At 66.8% G+C, this 19,708-nt stretch carries 20 protein-coding genes and 2 tRNA genes; 15 read left to right on the top strand and 7 right to left on the bottom strand.

Features of this window, described 5'->3' with window-relative positions; genetic code table 11:
- Together OCGS_RS01930 and OCGS_RS01925 are read right to left on the bottom strand one after the other, a co-directional pair.
- Positions 1 to 735, bottom strand: a complete 735-nt coding sequence (locus OCGS_RS01930; RefSeq protein WP_007425530.1) for an RlmE family RNA methyltransferase — start codon at positions 733 to 735, stop codon at positions 1 to 3.
- 26 nt (positions 736 to 761) lie between these two features.
- Positions 762 to 1,877, bottom strand: coding sequence for a Ppx/GppA phosphatase family protein (locus OCGS_RS01925; RefSeq protein WP_040610361.1), 1,116 nt, complete (start codon positions 1,875 to 1,877; stop codon positions 762 to 764).
- A 128-nt stretch (positions 1,878 to 2,005) separates the two neighbouring features.
- Between OCGS_RS01925 and OCGS_RS01920 the strand changes: the two genes are divergently transcribed.
- The 8 genes from OCGS_RS01920 to OCGS_RS01885 all read left to right on the top strand — a co-directional run bounded on the left by OCGS_RS01920 (position 2,006) and on the right by OCGS_RS01885 (position 7,359).
- Positions 2,006 to 2,079 (top strand) — tRNA-Gly (locus OCGS_RS01920).
- Positions 2,080 to 2,107: 28 nt separating this feature from the next.
- Complete coding sequence (locus OCGS_RS01915; RefSeq protein WP_007425528.1) at positions 2,108 to 3,364, top strand: cation:proton antiporter; 1,257 nt, start codon at positions 2,108 to 2,110, stop codon at positions 3,362 to 3,364.
- 52 nt (positions 3,365 to 3,416) lie between these two features.
- Positions 3,417 to 4,178: a tellurite resistance TerB family protein gene (locus OCGS_RS01910; protein WP_007425527.1), complete on the top strand. Its 762-nt coding sequence runs from the start codon at positions 3,417 to 3,419 to the stop codon at positions 4,176 to 4,178.
- 112 nt (positions 4,179 to 4,290) lie between these two features.
- Positions 4,291 to 5,073, top strand: coding sequence for an exodeoxyribonuclease III (locus OCGS_RS01905; protein ID WP_007425526.1), 783 nt, complete (start codon positions 4,291 to 4,293; stop codon positions 5,071 to 5,073).
- 65 nt (positions 5,074 to 5,138) lie between these two features.
- Positions 5,139 to 6,050, top strand: coding sequence for a thioredoxin (gene trxA, locus OCGS_RS01900; protein ID WP_007425525.1), 912 nt, complete (start codon positions 5,139 to 5,141; stop codon positions 6,048 to 6,050).
- A gap of 40 nt (positions 6,051 to 6,090) precedes the next feature.
- Positions 6,091 to 6,735: an LON peptidase substrate-binding domain-containing protein gene (locus OCGS_RS01895; RefSeq protein WP_007425524.1), complete on the top strand. Its 645-nt coding sequence runs from the start codon at positions 6,091 to 6,093 to the stop codon at positions 6,733 to 6,735.
- Positions 6,732 to 6,914: a Trm112 family protein gene (locus OCGS_RS01890; protein ID WP_007425523.1), complete on the top strand. Its 183-nt coding sequence runs from the start codon at positions 6,732 to 6,734 to the stop codon at positions 6,912 to 6,914. The genes OCGS_RS01895 and OCGS_RS01890 overlap by 4 nt, the downstream gene beginning before the upstream one ends.
- 118 nt (positions 6,915 to 7,032) lie before the next feature.
- Complete coding sequence (locus tag OCGS_RS01885) at positions 7,033 to 7,359, top strand: hypothetical protein (protein WP_007425522.1); 327 nt, start codon at positions 7,033 to 7,035, stop codon at positions 7,357 to 7,359.
- 46 nt (positions 7,360 to 7,405) lie between these two features.
- Here OCGS_RS01885 and OCGS_RS01880 read toward each other — a convergent pair whose 3' ends face one another.
- A complete protein-coding gene (locus OCGS_RS01880; RefSeq protein WP_007425521.1) occupies positions 7,406 to 7,870 on the bottom strand; it encodes a PRC-barrel domain-containing protein in 465 nt (154 codons plus the stop codon).
- Between the two features lie 169 nt (positions 7,871 to 8,039).
- Here OCGS_RS01880 and OCGS_RS01875 point away from each other — a divergent pair.
- Positions 8,040 to 8,129: transfer RNA gene (locus tag OCGS_RS01875), tRNA-Ser, on the top strand.
- Between the two features lie 65 nt (positions 8,130 to 8,194).
- Here the strand turns inward: OCGS_RS01875 and OCGS_RS01870 are convergent.
- From OCGS_RS01870 to OCGS_RS01860, 3 genes are read right to left on the bottom strand one after another with little or no spacing between them, the layout of a single operon-like run.
- Positions 8,195 to 10,252 carry an NADH:flavin oxidoreductase gene (locus OCGS_RS01870; protein ID WP_007425520.1) on the bottom strand — a complete coding sequence of 686 codons (2,058 nt, stop codon included), beginning with the start codon at positions 10,250 to 10,252 and terminating at the stop codon, positions 8,195 to 8,197.
- Between the two features lie 11 nt (positions 10,253 to 10,263).
- On the bottom strand, positions 10,264 to 11,301 hold the full coding sequence (locus tag OCGS_RS01865) for a flavin reductase family protein (RefSeq protein ID WP_007425519.1): 1,038 nt from the start codon (positions 11,299 to 11,301) through the stop codon (positions 10,264 to 10,266).
- Positions 11,301 to 12,578, bottom strand: coding sequence for an aromatic ring-hydroxylating oxygenase subunit alpha (locus tag OCGS_RS01860; RefSeq protein ID WP_007425518.1), 1,278 nt, complete (start codon positions 12,576 to 12,578; stop codon positions 11,301 to 11,303). The genes OCGS_RS01865 and OCGS_RS01860 overlap by 1 nt, the downstream gene beginning before the upstream one ends.
- Before the next feature lie 130 nt (positions 12,579 to 12,708).
- Between OCGS_RS01860 and OCGS_RS01855 the strand changes: the two genes are divergently transcribed.
- Complete coding sequence (locus OCGS_RS01855; RefSeq protein WP_007425517.1) at positions 12,709 to 13,608, top strand: LysR substrate-binding domain-containing protein; 900 nt, start codon at positions 12,709 to 12,711, stop codon at positions 13,606 to 13,608.
- Here the strand turns inward: OCGS_RS01855 and OCGS_RS01850 are convergent.
- Positions 13,605 to 14,594, bottom strand: a complete 990-nt coding sequence (locus OCGS_RS01850; RefSeq protein WP_007425516.1) for an asparaginase — start codon at positions 14,592 to 14,594, stop codon at positions 13,605 to 13,607. The two genes, OCGS_RS01855 and OCGS_RS01850, sit on opposite strands and share 4 nt — an antisense overlap.
- Before the next feature lie 195 nt (positions 14,595 to 14,789).
- On the opposite strand from OCGS_RS01850, the gene OCGS_RS01845 reads away from it, so the two are divergent.
- The 5 genes from OCGS_RS01845 (at position 14,790) to rlmN (ending at position 19,683) form a co-directional block, all read left to right on the top strand.
- Positions 14,790 to 15,299, top strand: coding sequence for an invasion associated locus B family protein (locus tag OCGS_RS01845; protein WP_007425515.1), 510 nt, complete (start codon positions 14,790 to 14,792; stop codon positions 15,297 to 15,299).
- 7 nt (positions 15,300 to 15,306) lie between these two features.
- Positions 15,307 to 16,224 (top strand): N-acetyl-gamma-glutamyl-phosphate reductase, encoded by a 918-nt coding sequence (argC, locus tag OCGS_RS01840; protein ID WP_007425514.1) that lies wholly within the window; start codon positions 15,307 to 15,309, stop codon positions 16,222 to 16,224.
- Between the two features lie 57 nt (positions 16,225 to 16,281).
- Positions 16,282 to 17,043: a trehalose-phosphatase gene (otsB, locus tag OCGS_RS01835; RefSeq protein ID WP_007425513.1), complete on the top strand. Its 762-nt coding sequence runs from the start codon at positions 16,282 to 16,284 to the stop codon at positions 17,041 to 17,043.
- Positions 17,040 to 18,440 (top strand): alpha,alpha-trehalose-phosphate synthase (UDP-forming), encoded by a 1,401-nt coding sequence (locus tag OCGS_RS01830; protein WP_007425512.1) that lies wholly within the window; start codon positions 17,040 to 17,042, stop codon positions 18,438 to 18,440. Before otsB ends, OCGS_RS01830 begins: the two co-directional genes overlap by 4 nt.
- A gap of 61 nt (positions 18,441 to 18,501) precedes the next feature.
- A complete protein-coding gene (gene rlmN, locus OCGS_RS01825; RefSeq protein ID WP_040610355.1) occupies positions 18,502 to 19,683 on the top strand; it encodes a dual-specificity RNA methyltransferase RlmN in 1,182 nt (393 codons plus the stop codon).
- Positions 19,684 to 19,708: the final 25 nt, after the last annotated feature.

The raw sequence follows: 19,708 nt of genomic DNA, 5'->3' as shown, positions 1-19,708 counted from the left end.
TCAGGGTGCGGGGGTGGCGCGAAAGCCGGTGGCAACCACATACTTTTCAGAACTGTCGGCCCGGCTGGCGGGCGGCTTGACGTTCGACACCTTGGCGAACCGCTGTTTCAGCAGCTTTTGCAGATCGCCCTCGGCCCCGCCGGCCAGCACCTTGGCGACGAAAGTGCCGCCGTCGTCGAGAACGTCGAAAGCCAGCGCCGCGGCGGCCTCGCACAGCGCGACGATCCGCAGATGATCGGTCTGCTTGTGGCCCGACGATGCGGCGGCCATGTCGGACATCACCACATCCGCGCCGCCGCCCAGCCAATCCTTCACCTGCGCGTCCGCACCGTCGGACATGAAGTCCAGCACATGCAGCTCGGCCCCCGCGATCGGCTCGACTTCCTGCAGGTCGATCCCGAGGACGCGGCCCTGCCGTTTGCCGGCCCGCAGGCCCAGCGCATTGACACGCTCGACCGCGACCTGACACCAGCCACCGGGCGCGCAACCCAGATCGACGACGCGCGCGCCGGGAACGAGGAACCGGAAGCGGTCGTCCAGTTCCAGGATCTTGAACGCGGCGCGCCCGCGGAAGCCCTGCGCCTGCGCCTTCTTGACGTAGGGATCGTTCAACTGCCGCTGCAACCACAGCGTCGAGGACAGCTTGCGGCCCCGCGCGGTGCGCACCTTGACCTTCAGGTCGCGCTGACCGCGTCCGCTGGTCTTGCCGGCCTTCGGTTTGCCGCCATTCGTCACCCGGTCATCCTTTCAGTTCCCGCATGTCAGTCCCGGCTGTCTTCCAGCACGCCGTCTGCGGACATCTGCGCGTAAAGCAGCCCTTCTCGAAGTCCGCGATCCGCGACGGACAGCCGGTCGGTCGGCCAGACCCGCAGCAGGGCCTGCAAGATCGCCGAGCCGGACATGATCAGCGTGTGGCGGTCCCGTCCGATCCGCGGATCGGTCCGCCGCCCTTCCGGCCCCAGCGTCAGATAATCGCGGATCACCGCGTCGATCTGATCGGATGTCATCCGCAGACCGTCCACCCGGTTCCGGTCGTAGCGGCGCAGCCCCAGATGCGACGCGGCGACGGTCGTGACGGTGCCGCTGGTCCCGATGATCTGGAAGCCTTCGCGCTTCTGCTCTTTCGCGTAGGGGGAGAAGCTGGCCAGGTTCTCCTCGAAATACCAGCTCATCAGGGCGAAGCGGGCGGCGTCGTTCTTCACGTCGTCAAACTGTTCGCGCAAGGTGGCCACGCCCAGCGGGACGCTGATCCAGTCCACCACACGCGCCGCCGGAAACGGTGAGCCCTCGGCGGGGCGGAACCCCTTGTGCAGCCGCATGATGGCGCGCGGCCTGTCGCGGCGCGGCACGCTGGTCAGGTCGATCCAGACCAGTTCGGTCGATCCGCCGCCGATATCGACAACCAGCAGCTGCTCGGTGCGCACGCTGACCAGGGGGGCGCAACTGACCACGGCCAGCCGCGCCTCCTCCTCGGGTTCTATCACCTCGATGGACAGGCCGGTTTCGCGGCGCACGCCTTCGATGAAGGATTGGGCGTTGCTGGCCCGGCGGCACGCTTCGGTGGCCACCAGCCGCATCCGCGCGACCGAATGCTTGCGCAGCTTGTCCTGACAGATCCGCAACGCCTGGATCGTGCGGCCCATCGACGTGCGGCTGAGCCTGCCCGTCGCCTCGAGCCCCAGACCCAGCTGGACGGATTTGGAAAAGCTGTCCACGACGTGAAACTGGCTGCCCTTGGGTTGGGCAACCAGCATCCGGCACGAATTCGTGCCGAGATCCAGCGCGGCATAGAGCGCGGCCGGATCGGGTCTGGTGGTGCCGGACGGCTCGACCGTTGCAGGGAACGCGCCCGCACCTGTGGGACGCTTGGGCGTCATGCCGCCCTCCATTCGTGTTGCCTCGAACCTAGGCGCGCAAGGCACGCCCTGCAAGCGGCGCTTTCGTCGCGCCACGGCGCGAAGCCGCCTTGACGGGACGGCCGCAACCGGCCTAATCGAAACCCGACGCGGGCGTAGCTCAATGGCAGAGCAGAAGCTTCCCAAGCTTACGACGAGGGTTCGATTCCCTTCGCCCGCTCCATCCCCCCTGCCACGATGAGGCCCGCAGGATGAGCGTTCTTCAGATCGCGTCGTCGCTGATCGTGCTGGCGGGGCTGTTCGGGTCGATCAATTACCTCTTCCTGCGGCTGCCGTCGTCGATCGGCATTCTGATCGTGTCGCTTCTGGCCTCGATCTTGCTGCTGGCGGTGGGCACGCTGTTCCCCGGTCTGATGCTGGACGACGCCGTGCGCGAAACGGTCCGCGACATCGAGTTCTCGCGCTCGTTGCTGGACGGAATGCTGGGCCTGCTGCTGTTCGCCGGGGCGCTGCATGTCAAGATCGAGGATCTGCGCGCCGAGTGGCCCGTCGTGCTGCTGATGGCGACGCTGGGCGTGGCGCTTTCGACACTGGTCGTCGGAATCGGGTTCAGCTGGGTCACGGGAATGCCCCTGCTGCTGGCGCTGGTCTTCGGCGCGCTGATTTCGCCCACCGATCCCGTCGCGGTGCTCAGCGTGTTGCGGCAGGCCGATCTGCCCAGGTCGCTGGAAACGCAGATCGCGGGCGAATCGCTGTTCAACGATGGGGTCGGCTATGTCGTCTTCCTGATCCTGATCGGCATGGCCGTGCCGACCCCCGAACACCATGCGTCCGGCCTTTCGGCGGCGGCGACGCTGTTCCTGCGCGAAGCGGTGGGGGGCGCCGTGCTGGGCCTTGTGCTGGGATTCGCCACGTTCCGTCTGATGCGGCTGATCGACGATTATTCGCTCGAGGTGCTGCTGACGCTGGGACTGGCCTTCGGCGGTTACGAGCTGGCCGTGGCGCTGGGCGTCTCGGCCCCGATCATGGCGGTCTGCGCGGGCCTGCTGATCGGCGATGTCGGCGCGCGTCGGGGCATGAGCGCCGAGACGCGCCGCTATGTCGACGGTTTCTGGCGGCTGATCGACGAGATCCTGAATGCCGTCCTGTTCCTGATGATCGGTATCGAGGTGTTCGCCATCGTCTTCGACGGCGACACGGTCCTGACAGGACTTGCCGCGGTGATCCTGTCGCTGGTCGCGCGTCTGACGGCGGTGCTGATCCCGGTTCTGCTGCTGCGCCCCTTTCGCGGATTCGAGAATGGCGTCGTGCGGGTGATGACATGGGGCGGGCTGAAGGGCGGCATTTCGGTCGCCCTGGCGCTGTCGCTGCCAGAAACGGAATGGACGCCGCTGATCCTGACCAGCACCTATATCGTCGTCGTCTTCTCGATCGTCGTGCAGGGCCTGACCGTGGGCACTCTTGCGCGAAGGATCGCCGCCGATCCGGGGCCCGCGACTGGAAGCTAGACGCGCCGGCCCCTATCTGCCCTTCGACGATCACGCGAAAGGGAGCATCGGGATGTCGCTGAAGAAGATGGCTGTGAAGATGGCGCTGGCATTCGCCGCGGCGAAGGGCGTTCAGGCGTTCCGCGACGCCGGCGGAATGGAGGGCGTGAAGCGCAAGCTGGCCGAGGGGCAACGCGGCGGCGGTGCCGGCGGCGGCCTTGGCGGCATGATCGGCCGCATCGGCGGTTCCGGCGGGTCGAGCGCCGGGGGCCTCGGCAATCTGCTGGGATCGCTGGGCATCGCGGGGCCGACCGGCGCGAGCGAGGCCGGGATGACCGGCAATGTCCAAGGCCAGGGTGCCGGCAGCCTCGGCGGTTTGCTGGGCGGGCTGGCGGGCGCGGCGGGCGGCGCAACCGGGGCCAGCAGAATGCGCGGGTTGCTCGACACGACACGCGAAACGCCCGTCGACACCCCCGAGGAGGAAAACACCGCTGGCTTGATGATCCGCGCGATGATCCAGGCCGCCCGCGCGGATGGCGAGATCGACCCCAAGGAGCGAGAGGCGCTGATGGCCGTGATCGGCGATAGCGACCCGGACGAGACCGCGTTCGTCGAACAGCAGATGGCCGCCCCCGTCGATGCCGAGGCCCTGGCCCGCGACGTGCCCAAGGGCCACGAGGTCGAAGTCTATACCGCCAGCGTCCTGGCCATCGAACCCGACAACCGCGCCGAGGCGGAGTATCTGCATGCCCTGGCCGAAGGTCTGTCGCTGGACAAGGCGACGGTCAATGCCATCCACGAGGCGCATAACAAACCCCCGCTCTACACGCTTTGACGGCGCGAAAGCCGACAGGACAGGGGGCGCCGCGCCCGCATCGCCCAGCGGGCTGGACGGCGCGTCGGGCGGCCACTAGGGTCCGGCGCTTTCCGATCTGACGAGGCGCCGCATGCCCTTCACCCTGGCCACTTGGAACATCAACTCGGTCCGGCTGCGCGCCGGGCTGGTCGAACGCTTTCTTCGCGAGGAAGCGCCGGATGTGCTGTGCCTGCAGGAATGCAAGTCGCCGGTGGACAAGCTGCCCGATTTCTCGGCGCTGGGATACGGTCATGCGGTCGCGCGGGGCCAGAAGGGCTATAACGGCGTCGCCATCTTGTCGCGCCTGCCCATCGCCGAGGCCGGGGCCGAGGATCACGCGGGGCTCGGCCATGCGCGCCACATCGCCGCGCGGCTGGAAAACGGCGTCACGATCCACAACCACTACGTCCCCGCCGGGGGCGATGTGCCCGACCGCCAGGTGAACGTGAAGTTCGGCCAGAAGCTCGACTATCTCGCCGCCATGCGCGACGCGTTCCGGGCGGACCGGCCGCACCGCGCAATCCTTGTGGGCGATCTGAACATCGCGCCGCGCGAGGACGATGTCTGGTCGCACCGCCAGTTGCTGAAGGTCGTCAGCCACACCCCGGTCGAGGTCGCGGCGCTGGGCGAGACGCAGGAGGCCGGCGCCTGGGTGGACGTGACGCGCGCCGACATTCCCGCGGGGCCGCTCTATTCCTGGTGGTCCTATCGGTCGCCCGACTGGGACAGGGCCGACAAGGGCCGCCGGCTGGATCACGTCTGGGCCAGCGCCGACATCGCCGCCGCCGCCCATTCCAGCCGCGTCCTGCGCCCCGTCCGGGGATGGGACCAGCCATCCGACCATGTGCCGGTCATGGCCAGCTTCGACCTTTAGCGCGCCTTGCAAGGATGGGGACGATGCGCCATCTGTGATAACGAATGCGGATAAAGGGCTTTGCCATGCTGGAACTGGGACAGAAGGCCGCGCCGGCCGACGACATCATCAAGGACGGGTCGGAAGCCACGTTCATGACCGACGTGGTCGATGCCAGCCAGACGGTCCCCGTCATCGTCGATTTCTGGGCGCCCTGGTGCGGACCGTGCAAGACGCTGGGACCGATGCTGGAACAGGCCGTGACCGCCGCGAAGGGCGCGGTGCGGATGGTCAAGATCGACGTGGATCAGGCCCAGCAGATCGCGGCGCAGTTGCGGATCCAGTCCATCCCGACCGTCTATGCGTTTTTCAAGGGCCAGCCCGTCGACGGCTTCCAGGGGGCCGTGCCCCAGTCCGAGATCGCCGCCTTCGTCGATCGCCTGGTCAAGATGTCGGGTGGCGATGCCAGCGGCGGCCTTGACGTTGCGGTCGCCGCGGCCGATGCGATGCTGGCCGAAGGGGCGGCCGTGGATGCCGCGCAGACCTTCGCCGCGATCCTGGGCGAGGAACCGAACCATCCCGCCGCCTATGGCGGGCTGGTGCGCGCGCATATCGCGCTCGGCGATCTCGATCAGGCCGAGGCGATCCTGAACGGTGCCGATGCGTCCATTGCGCACGCCCCCGAACTCGAAGCCGCGCATGCCCAGCTTGTCCTTGCCCGGCAAGCGGCCGATGCCGGCCCGGTGGACGATCTGCGGGCGGCTGTCGAGGCCGATCCCGACAACCATCAGGCCCGCTACGATTTGGCGACCGCTTTGCTGGCCCATGGAGATACCGAAGCCGCCATCGACGAATTGCTGGAACTGTTCCGCCGGGACCGGGACTGGAACGGCGGCGCTGCCAGAGCGCAGCTTTTCACCGTCTTCGATGCCCTGCCCGCCAAGGATCCGCTGGTGCTTCGGGGACGCCGCAGGCTGTCGTCGATGATATTCGTCTAGAGGCGTTTGCCTGTCGGGCCGGACGGCCTAACTGCCAGTGATGTTCAACGTTGCCGATCTGCCCACGACCATCCCGGTTTTTCCGCTGCCGGGCGCGCTTCTGCTGCCGCGCGGCCGGTTGCCGCTTCACATCTTCGAGCCGCGCTATCTGGCGATGGTCGAGGATTGCATGAAGACCGAATCGCGGCTGATCGGCATGATCCAGCCGCGCGAGGTTCCGGGCGGGGCCAGCGCACGGCTGCATTCCATCGGCTGCGCGGGACGCCTGACGGCGTTTTCGGAAACCGAGGACGGGCGGTATATGATCACGCTCTCGGGCGTCTCGCGCTTCCGCGTGAGGGCCGAGGTCAACGGCTTTACCCCCTACCGCAAATGCGACGTGTCCTTCGACGGGTTCGAGCGCGATCTGGGCCCGGCCGAGCGCGACCCCGGATTCGACCGCAAGCAGTTCCTGACCCTTCTGAACCGCTATTTCGATGCCGAGGAACTGAAGACCGACTGGGACAGCCTGAGCGATGCCGAGGACGAGCTGCTGATCAACGCCCTATCCATGCTTTGCCCCTTCCAGGCCGAGGACAAGCAGGCCCTTCTCGAAGCGCCGACACTGACGACCCGGCGCGAGACGCTGGTGACGCTGATCGAGTTTGCCCTGCATACGGGCAGCGACGAAAGCCGGATGCAATGACCGCAAAACCCTTCGACCCCCGCATGCTGGAAGCGCTGGTCTGCCCCAGGACCCACGGACCCCTGTCATGGGATGCAGACCGGCAGGAACTGGTCAGCAAATCCGCCGGTCTGGCCTTCCCCGTCCGCGACGGCATTCCCGTGATGCTGGTGGACGAGGCCCGGCACATCGACGAATAACCACCCCATTCGCTTGCAAAAGCCGACACACCGTCATGCCTATGCGCGGCTGTCGGCGCTTGACGCGGACCGCCGGAAAGCCGCATGTCCTGCGATCATCACAAGGATCGGCCACCCCATGCCCCATAACGCGAACGCCTATCCGACCCCGCTCGACCTGATGCGGCTCGGCATCGCGACGACGACGATGATGGCGCAGGCGCAGGCGGTGATCGCGATGCGCTTGTGCGGCATGGCGGGGCTTTGGCCGGTCAGCGCCTCGGAAAACACGCGCATGGTGTCGGAAAAGGTCGCCGCCATGCAATCCGCCGCCAGTGCGGCGAACCGCGCGTTCCTGTCCGGCAAGCGGCCCGATCAGATCGCCACCGCCGCCCTCAGGCCCATTGCGCGAAAGACCCGCGCCAATGCGACCCGGCTTGGCAAGGGCGGCCTGCGCCTGCCATGAAAAAGGGGGCACACGGCCCCCTTCCCCTTGATAGCGGTTGGAGGGATCAGTCCCACCAGCCTTCGTCGATCCCCGGAAGCTGCTCGAGCTGCTCCTCGTTATACCGCGTGATCAGCGCATAGTTGGCATCGTCCACGGGCACGAGGCTGACATCCTTCAGCGGGATCATCACGTGCTTGTCGCCGATGTCGAGAAATCCGCCGATCTCGGCCACGACGCCGATCATCTGACCGTCGGTCGAAAGGATGATGTCCTCGATATCGCCGATATCGTTCCAGTCGGCCCCGACGCCGTCATAAACGCCCTCGTAGCCCCAGCTCATCTCGTCATGGGCTTCGTTCGACGTATAGATGTCACCGCCGGTAATGTCGCGGGTGCGGATCAGCTGACCCTGCATGCTGTAAAGCGCGTCGGCTTCCATCGTCATCGGATCGACGCGGACAACGTCCTGCGCCATGGCGCCGGTCGCGGCGACGGTCAGGGCGACGGCTGTGGTGGCAAGAAATCGCATAAAATTCTCCTTCGGTGTTTCGCGTTCGTCTGCCCAACGAGGGCGGCAGCGGATCGTTCCACGGCAATCTGGCATCTCATCCGGGAACAGATAAGCGGCGACCGCCCGATCGCCGCAGACCGACAACCGTCTTGCGGCCCAGCCCCCGGACGGCATAGTTGGGCCGCTCGGAGGGCTGGCAGAGCGGTCGAATGCTCCGGTCTTGAAAACCGGCGTACGTGCAAGCGTACCGTGGGTTCGAATCCCACGCCCTCCGCCACCTGACCGCACACCCCCGTTCACCGGTCCAGCAAAGGCCCATTTACTAAAGATCTTCCCCTCCCCCTAGAGATCCTTCATCAATCGCAGGGCGTCGTACACGGCGGCGTGGGTGTTGCGGGCGGAGACGGCGTCGCCGATGCGAAAGAGCTGATAGGTGCCGGCCGGGTTTGTGCGGATGGTTTGCGGTCGCCCGGCGATCAGGGCGTCGTGATCGACCGCGCCGCCGTTCGACGATGCGTCGCGCAGGTCGAAATAGAGATCGTCCAGCGGAAAGGTGCCGTAATTCACGACGATCTGGTCGTAATCCGCGTAGGTATGACGGTCTGAATAGTCGGTGCCGATGATCGCGCGCAGGCTGTTGCCGTTCCGTTCGACGGCCTTGAGACGGCGGGCAATGGTGAAGGTCACGTCGTCGTGCTGCAAGGCCCTCATGTAGGGCGTCAGGTTCATCGCCATCACCTCGGGCGCGAAGGTGCGGTCGGGGGTCATGATTTCGACCTTGGCACCCGACTTCAGCGCGACCTCGGCAGCCTGCAACCCCGCATGGTCGCCTGCCTCGTCATAGATCAAGACGCGGCCGCCGGGAAGGACATCGCCTGACAGGATGTCCCAGCTTGTGACGACATGCGGCTGCTCTTCTCCCGTCTCGTACAGCACGGTGTTGGCCATGCCGCCCGTGGCAACGATCACGACCTCGGGGGACAGCGCGGTCACATCGTCCGCCTCTGCCCAGGTGCTGTAGCGGAGGATGACGCCCGCCGCCTCGCACTGGGACACGCGCCAGTCGATCAGGCCCATCATCTCGGCCCGGCGGGGCGAGCGGGCGGTCAGGCGGACCTGGCCACCGGGCGCGTCCGCGGCTTCCAGCACGGTCACGTCATGCCCGCGCGCCGCGGCGACACGCGCGGCTTCCAGCCCCGCCGGACCGGCGCCGACGATGACGATCCGCCGCCGCGTGGCGGCCTTGGGGATCTCGTGCGGCATGGTCGATTCGCGGCCGGTGGCGGCATTGTGCAGACACAAGGCCTCGCCCCCCTGATAGATGCGGTCGAGGCAGTAATTCGCGCCGACGCAGGGGCGGATATCGTGTTCCCGCCCTTCGACGACCTTCCGCACGAGATGCGGATCGGCCATGTGCGCGCGTGTCATCCCGACCATGTCGAGCAGCCCCGCCGCGATGGCGTGGCGGGCGGTGGCCACGTCCTGGATGCGTGCGGCGTGGAAGGTGGGCATGCCGGTGGCGCGCCGCACCTCGCCCGCGAAATCCAGATGCGGGGCGCTGCGCATCCCCTGGATGGGGATCACGTCGGTCATCGCCGGGTCGGTATGGATGCGGCCGCGGATGACGTTCAGGAAATCCACCATGCCCGTATCGCGCAGCATTTTCGACATCTCGATGCCGTCCTTTGCGGTGATGCCGCCCGGCTGCGTCTCGTCCGCCGTATAACGGATGCCGACGATGAAGTCGGGGCCGACCTGCCTGCGGATGGCGGACAGCACGTCGAAGGTGAAGCGCAGGCGGTTTTCTAGCGTATCCGCGCCGTAGGGCCCGTCCAGCCGGTTCGTCAGCGGCGACCAGAACTGGTCCATCAGGTGCCCGTAGGCCTGCAACTCGATACCGTCCATGCCGCCGGCCTGCATCCGCTGGGCGGCATCGGCGTAGTCTTGGACGATGCGGGCGATGTCCCAATCCTCGAGCACCTTGGGAAAGGCGCGGTGGGCCGGTTCGCGGTGCGGGCCGGGCGACACGGACGGCAGCCAGTCGCCCTTGTTCCACGTCGTGCGGCGGCCGAGATGGGTCAGCTGGATCATGACCGCGCAGCCATGTTCGTGGCAGGCATCGGTCAGTTCGCGGATCCACGGCACCACGTCGTCGCGATAGGCGAGGATGTTGTTGAAGACCGGCGGGCTGTCGCGGCTGACAGCGGCGGAACCGGCCGTCATCGCCAATGCGACGCCGCCCCTAGCACGTTCGGCGTGATAGGCGCGATAGCGGGCCTTCGGCATGCCGTCCTCGGGGTAGGCCGGTTCGTGGCTGGTCGTCATCACGCGGTTCTTCAGCACCAGATGCTTCAGCCGGTAAGGTTGCAGCAGCGGGTCGGTCGAAGCGGAATCCAGCATGGCGGCGCCTTTCAGCAGTCGAGAACGATATCGGTCAGCGGACGGCTGACGCAGGGCAGGATGAAACCGCGGTCGATCTCGCGCTGGCGGATGCCGCCATCATGCGCCATCACGACCTCGCCCGAATGCTTGAAGGTCTTGCAGGTGCCGCAAAGCCCGCGCGTGCACGAGGACGGCATCGGCAATCCCGCCGCCCTGGCCGCCGTCAGGATCGGCGTCGTCTCGGCGCATTGGAACGTCTTGCCGCTGCGTGAAAAGGTGATCTGCCTCAGCGTCGCCTCGGCGCCGGACGAGACGACGATTTCGGGCGAGGTGAAGTCGAAACTCTCCTCGCCATAGCGTTCGGGGGGCACGCCGGCCACGCGCGCCGTTTCGCGGACCATTTCCATGAAGGGTTGGGGCCCGCAGCACAGGACCGTCCGGCTGGCCATGTCGGGCACGATGCGGGCAATCGTATCGCCCGTGGGGCGCGCTCCGCCCGCCTGCCGTGTGGTCAGCCGCAGATGCGACAGGCCCGGCAGGATACGCGTCAGCCGGGCGATGTCGTCGGCCGCGATCAGGTCGTCCGGGGTCGGCGCGACCTGCACCAGCACCACGTCCGGGTTCAGGCCGCGATCGGCCGCCGTTCGCAGGATCGACAGCATCGGTGTCACACCGCTGCCTGCCGCGATCAGGGCATAGCGGTCATCGGGCCATGATGCGGGGCCGAACCGGCCCGAAGGACCGAACGCCTCGATCGTCGCGCCGGGTGTCAGCGTGTCGTGCAAAACGCCCGACCCGTCGCCGGGCTGGCGCTTGACCGTGATCTCGATCCCGCCGTCGCGCGCCGCCGAGGACGCGATCGTGTAGCAGCGTTCGATGGTGCCTGTCGCGGTTTCAATACGGAAGGTCATGAACTGGCCCGGATCGTGTTCGACCCGGCTGCCATCCTCGGGCACCAGAAGAAAGCTGCGCACGCCCGGCGCCTCGTCCCATGCGGCGCGGCAAATCAGCGTTCCCCAGCGGCCCGGCGCAAACCGGCGCCGGGGCCGTGTCGTCCAATCCGGCATCAATCGGTGCCGTAGCCGTTGGCGGCCATGCGCTCGACATACCAGGTGGCGAAATCCTCCAGCGCGCGTTCGGTAAAGCGCGAATAGGGGCCGGGCCGATAGCCCATCTGCGATACGCCCCGATGGGCGAGAGAGACCAGATGCGCGTCCTCGGCATTGGTGGCCTTCCAGACGGCGGTCAGGTTGTCGAGGTCGTAATCCTCGCCCTCGACCGCATCCTTGTGCACCAGCCATTTCGTCCGAACGAGCGTCTTGTCGGGCGCCACCGGATAGGCGGCGATCACGACGGCGTGGTCCGACATGACATGGTTCCAGGAATTGTGGCCCCACAGATGCATGTCGCCCATCCAGGGCCGCCCGGCCTGGCCCAGCGGCACCGAACTGGCCGCGCGGGTATCGGGGGTCTGGCTTTCGCCCAGACCGGCGATGATCAGTCGCTGGGTGCGGAAGTTGGTGGCGTGGCCGACGGTATGCTCGACAGCCTCGTAGGGCAGCCCCTCGGCCTGCCAATGCTCGCCGTGGCGGCGATAGGCGTCGGCCAGCGCGTCAGATTCGGCGCGCTCGGTCTCGGTCAGCCCATCGGGGTCATAGCCGAAATCGGCGGCATGGAACGACAGGCTGAGTTGGGGATGGTTCGACGCGCAGTGATAGCATTCGCGGTTGTTCTCCATCGTCAGCTTCCAGTTGCCGTCCTCGATCAGGTCCTGCTCGAACGCGACCCTGGTGTCGTGCAGATCGTAGGGGGCCAGCCGCGGCTCCATCACGGCCGCCAGATCGTCGATATCCGCAGGGGGATCGTCGGATAGGCAGGCGAACAGCAATCCGCCCACATCGCGCAGGGCCACAGGCTTGAGGTGATGCAGCGCGCGGTCGAAATCCATGCCCATATGGGGCGCCAGCGCCAGCGTGCCATCCAGATCGTAGGTCCATTGGTGATAGGGGCAGACCAGCTTGCCCACCACCGAACGGCCCGCCGGCACCAGCTTGGCCCCGCGATGCGAACAGACGTTGTGAAAGGCGCGCAATTCGTCGTTGTCGTCGCGCAGGATAACGATCGAGGACGGGCCGATGTCGAGGGCGATCACGTCGCCCGGTTCGGGCACGTCGCAGGCCACCCCGACCGAAATCCAGTGGCGGCCGAACATGATCCGGCAATCGGCCAGCCACGCCGCCTGCCCGGTATAGAGCTCGGCCGGCAGCGTATGGCCCGGCCTGCGGGCCGCCAGAAGGGCGGCGACATCGGCATCGGCGGACAGGGGGGCAAGGGAATCAAGCATCGCGTCGATCCTTATTCGAACGGATCCACCGTATCTTGACGCAACGTTCCAACAACTGCACAAAGATCGCCGTCATTCATACGCTGCGGTCATGGATCGCGGCGATCCGGTTCGCGGGGAGCGTGCCGTCATGCATCGTCTGCGCCGCAACATTCCCAGCCTCGGCACCCTGACCGCATTCGAGGCGGCGGCGCGGCGCGAAAGCTTCACCCGCGCCGCGGACGAACTGGGCGTGACGCAGGCCGCCGTCAGCCGCCGCATCAAGGCGCTGGAGACCGAACTGGGACGGCCGCTGTTCGACCGCACCACGCGGCGGGTCAGGCTGACCGATGCCGGACGCCGTCTGTTCGAGGCGGTGGGCCAATCCTTCGACGGTCTGGCCGATGCGGTCGAAGCGCTGCGCGCGCCAGACACGATGCTGACGATTGCCGTGTCCGTGGCCTTCGGCCATTTTCGCCTGCTGCCCGTCTTGTCGTCCTTCCGCGAACTGGCCCCCCATACGGGCCTGCGGGTGATTTCCGAAGATACCTGGAACGCGCCCGACGACACCCGCATCGACGTGGCTGTGCGCTATGGGCATCCGCCCTTTCGCGGCATGCGGGTGGTGGGATCGCTGCGCGAGGTGCTGGTGCCGGTCGCGGCGCCGTCGGTCGCCTCGGGCCTTCACGGCGTAGGAATCGAGGATCTGGCCCGCCGCCGCGACCTGACGCTGATCGAAAGCGCCGAACCGGAACCCAGTTGGCTGGGCTGGTCGCAATGGCTGCGCCGCAGCGGCTGGACCGGCCCGTTCGGCGGCGCGGCCTTGCGGTTCTCGAACTATTCGGACGCGATCTATGCCGCGATGGACGGCCAGGGAATCGCGCTTGGCTGGACGGGCCTGCTGAAACGGACGCTGGCCGACGGGCGGCTGACCGTGCTGGACCTGCCGCCGCTGAAACCGAGGGAACGGCACTACATCCTTGTCTCGGACCGCAGGAACCATTCCGAACTGGTCGAAACCTTCGTGCGGTGGATGGAAACCAGCTTCTAGCGCCCCGGAAACCTTGGCGAAGGGCGCACGACGCCCACCTCGCGCCCGGCCCGGTTGACGATGGGCATGGCCAGATACCGCCTTGCGACCGGATGCCCGGCATCGAGCGCGCCCGCATGGACTAGCAGCGCCGCGATGGCGGCCTCGGAGGCACGCGTCGCGCCGTCCACGATCTTGAGCGCGATGCCAAGCCCCTGTTCGGGCAGGATCGCCACGAACACGCCTTCGGCGCCGGTCTTGATCGCCACCCTGCCACCCGTCGCGCGCATCAATTCGGTGCAGGCCCGCCCCTCGCCGGCTACCAGATCAGGATGGGCGGTCATCGCGCCGCGCAACCGTGCCATCGCGGTCTGGCGCGCGCCCTGCCCTTCCCGTGCGGCGCCGAAACGCGCCATCGCACGCGCCAGCCCCGATATCGACGTGGCGAAATTGGGGGCCGAGCACCCGTCGATCCCATAGGCGGGACTGTCCTCGCCCGTCACCTCCTCGAACGACTGGCGCACGGCGCGCTGCACGGGATGGTCGGGATCGACGTAATCCGGCCCGGCCTTCGTCGCCTGCGCGAAGGTCAGAAAGCCCGCATGTTTGCCGGAACAGTTGTTATGGACCTGCTGCGGCCGTTCGCGGTCACGGATCATCGCCTCGCGCAGGTCGGGATCGCGCGACACTTCGGCGCCGCAGCGCAGGTCGGCGTCCGACAGCCCCAGATCGGTCAGCCATTCGCCCACGGCCCGCACATGCAGCGGGGCACCCTGATGCGAGGCGCAGGCCAGCGCCAACCGCTCGGACGGCAGCACGATGCCGGATTCGACCATCGGCAAAGCCTGCATCATCTTGCACGACGAACGGGGATAGACGATCGCATCCGCATCGCCCCACGCATGGCGCACCCGGCCGTCGGCATCGCAGACGACTGCATGACCGGCATGAAAGGATTCCAGCAACGGACCGCGCCAGACCTCGACCATCGTATGGGGTGCCGTCATCGAAGCGTCCTTTCACAACTGGGTCAGCCCGGCAATTTTTCGCGCGCGGGTCTTTCGCCTGACAGCTATTTGCCGGTAGGGTCCGCGCGCAAGACGCTAATCGCGGCCACATGCCCGCCCGGCCCGCCCGAGGGGCCGCTGACGGACCGGCCGATACCCATCTGGAGGCACGAACGAATGACAGCGACGAAGACTATGGTTGCCCTGCTTCTGGCGACCCTGGGAACCGGCCCGGCGCTGGCACAGGGGGAAGTCACCAATCGGGTTGCCGTCGAAACGGCTTGGTCGGTCTTCGTCGCCAGCGACCCGACCGAGTGTTTCAGCGTCTCGGCGCCGACGACCACGGTCAATACCCGCGACGGACAGGTCGTGTCGGTGCAGCGGGGCGACATCCGGCTTTTCGTCACCTTCCGCCCCGGTGACGACGTGCGCGGCGTCGTGTCCTTCACGGGTGGGTATCCCTTCGCCGACGGTTCGACCGTGACGTTGCAGATAGGCGACAGCAGCTTCGATCTGTTCACGGATGGCGAATGGGCGTGGCCCACGTCGGAATCCGACGATGCGCAGATCGTCGCGGCGATGAAACGCGGGGCGGATGCACAACTCACCGCGCGTTCCGCTCGCGGCACCCAGACGATGGACACGTTCAGCCTGTTTGGCTTCACCGCAGCGCTGGACGAGGCGCAGAAGCGCTGCGCCGGCTGACCGGGACATGGCACGCGTCTTCATCGACGGCGAGGTCGGAACCACCGGCCTGCAAATTCGCCAGCGGCTGGCCGGGCGGTCCGACATCGACCTCATCTCGCTGTCCGATGATCGGCGCAAGGACATCTCGGCGCGGCTCGAGGCGTGCATCGCCGCCGACGTGGCGATCCTCTGCCTGCCCGACGACGCGGCGCGCGAAGTCGTGAAGGCCGTCCAAGGCCACGATGTCCGCCTGATCGACGCCAGCACCGCCCATCGCATTGCCGAGGGCTGGGTTTTCGGTTTCGCCGAGCTGACCCCGGACCAACGGCGCACGATCGCGGCGGCCGACCGGGTCAGCAACCCCGGCTGCTATTCCACCGGGGCGATCGCGCTGCTGAGACCGCTTGTCGATGCGGGTCTCGTCGCACCCGACGCGGCCGTCAGTATCAATGCCGTCAGCGGCTACAGCGGTGGCGGCAAGGCCATGATCGCCGAGTTCGAGGCGGATACCGCGCCCCCGCTGTTCGTCTATGGAACCGATCAGCATCACAAGCATCTGCCGGAAATCATGCAGCATGGCGGGCTGTCGCGCCGGCCGGTCTTTTCGCCCTCGGTCGGCAATTTCGCGCAAGGGATGATCGTTCAGATCCCGATGGCCGTAGGGCCGGGCGACATCGCGCGTCTGCGTAGCGCATTGGCCGACCGCTATGCCGATGCCCAGTTCGTCGAGGTGGCGGACGGCCCCGCGCCCAAGCGCCTCGATCCGACGGAATTGAACGGCACGAACCTGATGCGGCTGCATGTCGGCGGCGACGACGATCTTAGAACGGCGGTGCTTTACGCGCAGCTTGATAATCTGGGCAAGGGCGCGTCGGGCGCGGCCGTGCAGGCGCTGAACCTGATGCTGGGCCAGCCCGAGGAGACGGGCCTCACGACGCGCTGAAACGGCAACCAATCTCGCTGTCCCGGCGTTGTCCGTCCATATCAGCCCGAGGATCCGATGCCGGAAGACGCACCAGAACGCTATGACCGTCCCGAAGACATTCCGATGCCGGAATTCGGCCGGACGGCGCTGTTTCTGGATTTCGACGGCGTTCTGGTGGATCTGGCCGACCGTCCCGATGCGGTCCGGGTGGAAGCGCAATTGGCACCGCTCTTGTTGAGGCTGGATCAGGTATTCGGCGGCGGAACGACGTTGCTGTCGGGCCGTGGACTGGCCGATCTGGAACGCATGCTGCCCGGCACCGGGCTGGACATGGTCGGCGGGCACGGGGCGGAAAGGCGGCAGCGCGGCACGATCCAGCCGCACGCCTTCGCTGACGATCCGCGCCTGTCCCGCATGAAGGCGGAACTGCACGATTGGGCCGCGACCCGGCCCGGCCTGCTGGTCGAGGACAAGGCAACCGGCGTCGTCGTCCATTACCGCGCCGCGCCCGAACGGACGGACGAGGTGCGCGCCAGGCTGACGGAAATGCTCGCCAATCAAAACGATCTGGACCTGCATCCGTCCAAGATGGCGGACGAGATTCGTCCCGCAGACGCCAACAAGGGCGCCGGCCTGCGGCGTGCCATGCAGGACACGGCAGCCGACCGCGCGGTCATGATCGGCGACGATCTGACCGACGAACCGGCGATGGAGGCGGCGTTGCAAACCGGCGGCATGGCTATCAAGGTCGGCCCCGGCCCCACCGTCGCACCGCTGCGCCTGCGCGATGTCGCCGCCGTCCATGCGCTGCTTGCGCGCTGGAGCGGCGCAAGATGAGCGACGAAGGTAAGGGGCGCCTGGTCGTCGTCTCCAACCGGATTCCGCTGTCCAAGCCCCCCGCCGGCGGACTGGTCGTGGCGTTGGACGACGCGCTGCGCGGTTCGGGCGGCCTGTGGGTCGGCGCGGCCGAGGAGGTGGTCGAGACGCCGCGCGACCATCTTGTCGAGCATCCCGCCGACGGCTATACCAAGCTGTCCTTCGATCTGACCGCCGCCGACCGGAACGAGTACTATCTCGGATATTCGAACGGCGTGTTGTGGCCGCTATGTCATCGGCGGTCTGATCTTATCGATTTCCGTCCCGAATACCGCGAAGGCTATATGCGGGTGAACCGCCGGATCGCGGGGCTTCTGAAGGATCTGCTGCGTCCTGACGACCGGCTGTGGATCCACGACTATCATTTCCTGCCGCTGGCGCATTGTCTGCGCGAATTGGGCGTCGATGTGACGATGGGGTTCTTCCTGCACATCCCCTTCCCGACGCATACCGACCTCGAAGCGCTGTCCCAGCCCGAGGCATTCTTGCAATGGATGGCCGCGCACGATCTGGTAGGCCTGCAAAGCCAGTCCGATGTGGCGTCCTTCCTTGCCGCGATCCGACGGGCGCCGCGCGGCGAATTGTTGCCCGATGGCATGGTCAGCTATGCCGACAGGCGCTTCCGTATCGCCAGCTTCCCCATCGGCATCGCGCCGCAGGAATTCGCCGAAGCGTCCGTCGCCATCGACGGCAGCGACCTGATTGGGCCGGACAGGCGCGGCGCCAAGCTGATGATCGGCGTGGATCGGCTGGATTATTCCAAGGGCATCCCCCATCGGCTGCGCGGTTTCGAAAGCTATCTGGACACGCGCGGACCGGACATGCCGCGCGCGACGCTGTTGCAGATCGCGCCACCGTCGCGATCCGAGATCCTAGCCTACAAGGAAATCCGGGCCGAGCTAGAACAGATCGCGGGGGCCGTGAACGGCAAGCATGCCGAGCTTGACTGGACGCCGATCCGCTATCTGCACCGCAACATCCCGCGCGAGGTTCTGGCACCGCTTTTCAGGGCCGCCGATGCCGCGATGGTGACGCCCTTGGCCGATGGCATGAACTTGGTCGCCAAGGAATACATCGCCGCCCAGGATCCCGACAATCCGGGCGTGCTGATCCTGTCGCGGTTCGCGGGGGCGGCGGAACAGTTGAAATCGTCGGTGATGGTCAATCCCTACGATCGTTCGCAGATGGCCGAGGCGATCGGCCGCGCCCTGACGATGAGCCGCGAGGAAAGGCGCGCGCGTCATGTCGAAGCGCGCGCCAACGTGTTCGAGCATGACATCGCCGAATGGTCAGCCAACTTCCTTCGGGCCCTGGGTGACGTGCGCGGACCCGGCCTGTCGGTCGATGCGGGCGGCTGACCCTTCCAATGCCGACGCGCCGGCGCTATATGCCGCCAATGCGTATTTGCCGAAGACTGCCATGACGGCGCCTGCCACACCCATCACGCAAGACGTGCTCACCCTGCCGCGCAAGCCCGTGGCGACGGACGGGTCGACCAATCTTGTCGGGCTGACGCGCGACGGACTGCGCGACGCCCTGATCGCGGCCGGCACGCCTGAGCGTCAGGCAAAGATGCGGGCGGGGCAGGTCTGGCAATGGATCTACCAGAAAGGCGTACGCGAGTTCGAGGCGATGACGAACCTTGCCAAGCCCTATCGCGCGATGCTGGCCGATCACTTCGTTATCGAGGTTCCGCAGGTCGTGCGGCGCGAGGTCAGCGCCGACGGCACCCGCAAATACCTGCTGCGCATTGCCGGCGGTCACGAGGTCGAAACTGTCTACATCCCCGAGGAAGGGCGCGGCACGCTGTGCATTTCCAGCCAGGTCGGCTGCACGTTGACCTGCTCGTTCTGCCATACAGGCACGCAGCGTCTGGTGCGCAACCTGACCCCGGCCGAGATCGTCGGTCAGATCATGGTCGCGCGCGACGATCTGGGCGAATGGCCCGAACCCGGCCGCAACCCCAAGGACGAAACGCGGCTTCTGTCCAACATCGTGCTGATGGGAATGGGCGAGCCGCTTTATAACTTCGAAGCCGTCCGCGATGGCATGCGCATCGCGATGGACCCCGAAGGCATAAGCCTGTCGCGCCGCCGCATCACCCTTTCGACCAGCGGCGTGGTCCCCGAGATCGCGCGTGCCGCCGACGAGATCGGCTGTCTGCTGGCCGTGTCGTTCCACGCGACCACCGACGATGTGCGCGACCGGCTGGTGCCGATCAACAAACGCTGGAACATCGAGTCGCTGCTGGATGCGCTGCGGGCCTATCCCCGGCTCAGCAATTCGGAACGGATCACGTTCGAATACGTCATGCTGGATGGGATCAACGACAGCGACGACGACGCGCGCAGGCTGGTGAAGCTGATCGAAGGGATCCCGGCCAAGATCAACCTGATCCCGTTCAACGAATGGCCCGGCGCGCCCTATCGCCGGTCGTCCAACAACCGCATCCGCGCCTTTGCCGATATCGTCTACAAGGCCGGTTATGCCAGCCCGATCCGCACTCCGAGGGGCGAGGACATCATGGCGGCCTGCGGTCAGCTCAAATCCGAGACCGAGCGCGCCCGTCGCACCGAGCGTCGCGCGCCTGCAACGCTCTGACATTGCGATCCCGGCGAACCTGCAA

The organism is Oceaniovalibus guishaninsula JLT2003 (assembly GCF_000299575.1).
Classification (GTDB): domain Bacteria; phylum Pseudomonadota; class Alphaproteobacteria; order Rhodobacterales; family Rhodobacteraceae; genus Palleronia; species Palleronia guishaninsula.
The sequence above is the reverse complement of the archived record's forward strand: the minus strand, read 5'-3'. Positions and strand labels throughout refer to the sequence as shown.

What these genes read in the sequence shown, in the direction of transcription:
- OCGS_RS01925 (WP_040610361.1), bottom strand. Translation starts at nt 1,877, where the DNA reads ATGACGCCCAAGCGTCCCACAGGTGCGGGCGCGTTCCCTGCAACGGTC.
- OCGS_RS01915 (WP_007425528.1), top strand. Translation starts at nt 2,108, where the DNA reads ATGAGCGTTCTTCAGATCGCGTCGTCGCTGATCGTGCTGGCGGGGCTG.
- OCGS_RS01910 (WP_007425527.1), top strand. Translation starts at nt 3,417, where the DNA reads ATGTCGCTGAAGAAGATGGCTGTGAAGATGGCGCTGGCATTCGCCGCG.
- OCGS_RS01905 (WP_007425526.1), top strand. Translation starts at nt 4,291, where the DNA reads ATGCCCTTCACCCTGGCCACTTGGAACATCAACTCGGTCCGGCTGCGC.
- trxA (WP_007425525.1), top strand. Translation starts at nt 5,139, where the DNA reads ATGCTGGAACTGGGACAGAAGGCCGCGCCGGCCGACGACATCATCAAG.
- OCGS_RS01895 (WP_007425524.1), top strand. Translation starts at nt 6,091, where the DNA reads ATGTTCAACGTTGCCGATCTGCCCACGACCATCCCGGTTTTTCCGCTG.
- OCGS_RS01890 (WP_007425523.1), top strand. Translation starts at nt 6,732, where the DNA reads ATGACCGCAAAACCCTTCGACCCCCGCATGCTGGAAGCGCTGGTCTGC.
- OCGS_RS01885 (WP_007425522.1), top strand. Translation starts at nt 7,033, where the DNA reads ATGCCCCATAACGCGAACGCCTATCCGACCCCGCTCGACCTGATGCGG.
- OCGS_RS01880 (WP_007425521.1), bottom strand. Translation starts at nt 7,870, where the DNA reads ATGCGATTTCTTGCCACCACAGCCGTCGCCCTGACCGTCGCCGCGACC.
- OCGS_RS01870 (WP_007425520.1), bottom strand. Translation starts at nt 10,252, where the DNA reads ATGCTGGATTCCGCTTCGACCGACCCGCTGCTGCAACCTTACCGGCTG.
- OCGS_RS01865 (WP_007425519.1), bottom strand. Translation starts at nt 11,301, where the DNA reads ATGCCGGATTGGACGACACGGCCCCGGCGCCGGTTTGCGCCGGGCCGC.
- OCGS_RS01860 (WP_007425518.1), bottom strand. Translation starts at nt 12,578, where the DNA reads ATGCTTGATTCCCTTGCCCCCCTGTCCGCCGATGCCGATGTCGCCGCC.
- OCGS_RS01855 (WP_007425517.1), top strand. Translation starts at nt 12,709, where the DNA reads ATGCATCGTCTGCGCCGCAACATTCCCAGCCTCGGCACCCTGACCGCA.
- OCGS_RS01850 (WP_007425516.1), bottom strand. Translation starts at nt 14,594, where the DNA reads ATGACGGCACCCCATACGATGGTCGAGGTCTGGCGCGGTCCGTTGCTG.
- OCGS_RS01845 (WP_007425515.1), top strand. Translation starts at nt 14,790, where the DNA reads ATGGTTGCCCTGCTTCTGGCGACCCTGGGAACCGGCCCGGCGCTGGCA.
- argC (WP_007425514.1), top strand. Translation starts at nt 15,307, where the DNA reads ATGGCACGCGTCTTCATCGACGGCGAGGTCGGAACCACCGGCCTGCAA.
- otsB (WP_007425513.1), top strand. Translation starts at nt 16,282, where the DNA reads ATGCCGGAAGACGCACCAGAACGCTATGACCGTCCCGAAGACATTCCG.
- OCGS_RS01830 (WP_007425512.1), top strand. Translation starts at nt 17,040, where the DNA reads ATGAGCGACGAAGGTAAGGGGCGCCTGGTCGTCGTCTCCAACCGGATT.
- rlmN (WP_040610355.1), top strand. Translation starts at nt 18,502, where the DNA reads ATGACGGCGCCTGCCACACCCATCACGCAAGACGTGCTCACCCTGCCG.